The organism is Achromobacter sp. ACM03 (genome assembly GCF_014851665.1).
Classification (GTDB): domain Bacteria; phylum Pseudomonadota; class Gammaproteobacteria; order Burkholderiales; family Burkholderiaceae_B; genus Achromobacter; species Achromobacter aegrifaciens.
On the sequence record NZ_JACVAD010000017.1, the window covers coordinates 1 to 2034 of the forward strand.

A 2034-nucleotide genomic window follows, 5' to 3' on the forward strand; every position below is an offset into this window, starting at 1 on the left:
GTGCACGCGGTAGGAGAGCGTTCTGTAAGCCTGCGAAGGTGGCTTGTAAAGGCTGCTGGAGGTATCAGAAGTGCGAATGCTGACATGAGTAGCGATAAAGGGGGTGAAAAGCCCCCTCGCCGTAAGTCCAAGGTTTCCTGCGCAACGTTCATCGGCGCAGGGTGAGTCGGCCCCTAAGGCGAGGCAGAGATGCGTAGCTGATGGGAAGCTGGTTAATATTCCAGCACCGTCGTACAGTGCGATGGGGGGACGGATCGCGGAAGATCATCAGGGTGTTGGATGTCCCTGTTGCTGCATCGAAGATGGCGCTTAGGCAAATCCGGGCGCGTAAATCAAGGGTGTGGCACGAGCGAGCATTGCTTGCGAAGTGATTGGAAGTGGTTCCAAGAAAAGCCTCTAAGCTTCAGCTGTACGAGACCGTACCGCAAACCGACACAGGTGGACGGGATGAATATTCCAAGGCGCTTGAGAGAACTCAGGAGAAGGAACTCGGCAAATTGATACCGTAACTTCGGGAGAAGGTATACCCCGGTAGTGTGAAGCGCCTGCGCGCTTAGCATGATGGGGTCGCAGAGAATCGGTGGCTGCGACTGTTTATTAAAAACACAGCACTCTGCAAAGACGAAAGTCGACGTATAGGGTGTGACGCCTGCCCGGTGCCGGAAGGTTAAGTGATGGGGTGCAAGCTCTTGATCGAAGCCCCGGTAAACGGCGGCCGTAACTATAACGGTCCTAAGGTAGCGAAATTCCTTGTCGGGTAAGTTCCGACCTGCACGAATGGCGTAACGATGGCCACACTGTCTCCTCCTGAGACTCAGCGAAGTTGAAGTGTTTGTGATGATGCAATCTACCCGCGGCTAGACGGAAAGACCCCATGAACCTTTACTGTAGCTTTGCATTGATCTGTGAACCGGCCTGTGTAGGATAGGTGGGAGGCTTTGAAGCGTAGTCGCTAGATTACGTGGAGCCATCCTTGAAATACCACCCTGGTTTGTTTGCGGTTCTAACCTTGGTCCGTTATCCGGATCGGGGACAGTGCATGGTGGGCAGTTTGACTGGGGCGGTCTCCTCCCAAAGTGTAACGGAGGAGTTCGAAGGTACGCTAGGTACGGTCGGAAATCGTGCTGATAGTGCAATGGCATAAGCGTGCTTGACTGTGAGACTGACAAGTCGAACAGGTGCGAAAGCAGGACATAGTGATCCGGTGGTTCTGAATGGAAGGGCCATCGCTCAACGGATAAAAGGTACTCTGGGGATAACAGGCTGATACCGCCCAAGAGTTCATATCGACGGCGGTGTTTGGCACCTCGATGTCGGCTCATCTCATCCTGGGGCTGTAGCCGGTCCCAAGGGTATGGCTGTTCGCCATTTAAAGAGGTACGTGAGCTGGGTTTAAAACGTCGTGAGACAGTTTGGTCCCTATCTGCCGTGGGCGTTGGATACTTGACGGAGCCTGCTCCTAGTACGAGAGGACCGGAGTGGACGTACCTCTGGTGTACCGGTTGTCATGCCAATGGCATTGCCGGGTAGCTAAGTACGGAAGAGATAACCGCTGAAGGCATCTAAGCGGGAAACTCGTCTGAAGATAAGGTATCCCGGGGACTTGATCCCCCTGAAGGGTCGTTCGAGACCAGGACGTTGATAGGTCGGGTGTGGAAGCGCAGTAATGCGTTAAGCTAACCGATACTAATTGCCCGTGAGGCTTGATCCTATAACACTGATGGTTATGACCTGGTGATATAGCGTTCCAAGTGTCGTTCAATACAAAATCTGGCTGCACCGTCGGCAGCCAGCCAACACCAATTACACCCCACCGTGTGTGATCATCGAGTTCGACTCTGATCGCCACGCGTTGTGTTTCTTCCAAGATTGGAGCAGTTGCCTAACCGCAGCCGCTCAACCAGTTACGCTTGACGACCATAGCGAGTTGGTCCCACTCCTTCCCATCCCGAACAGGACAGTGAAACGACTTTGCGCCGATGATAGTGGACGGACGTCTGTGAAAGTAGGTCATCGTCAAGCTTTTATTCCGCA

At 53.5% G+C, this 2034-nt stretch carries 2 rRNA genes; both read left to right on the forward strand.

Annotated features, from left to right (window positions below):
- Positions 1 to 1711, forward strand: a 23S ribosomal RNA gene (locus IB257_RS31360); the annotation flags it as partial.
- Positions 1712 to 1909: 198 nt separating this feature from the next.
- Positions 1910 to 2022: ribosomal RNA gene (rrf, locus tag IB257_RS31365) — 5S ribosomal RNA — on the forward strand.
- Positions 2023 to 2034: the final 12 nt, after the last annotated feature.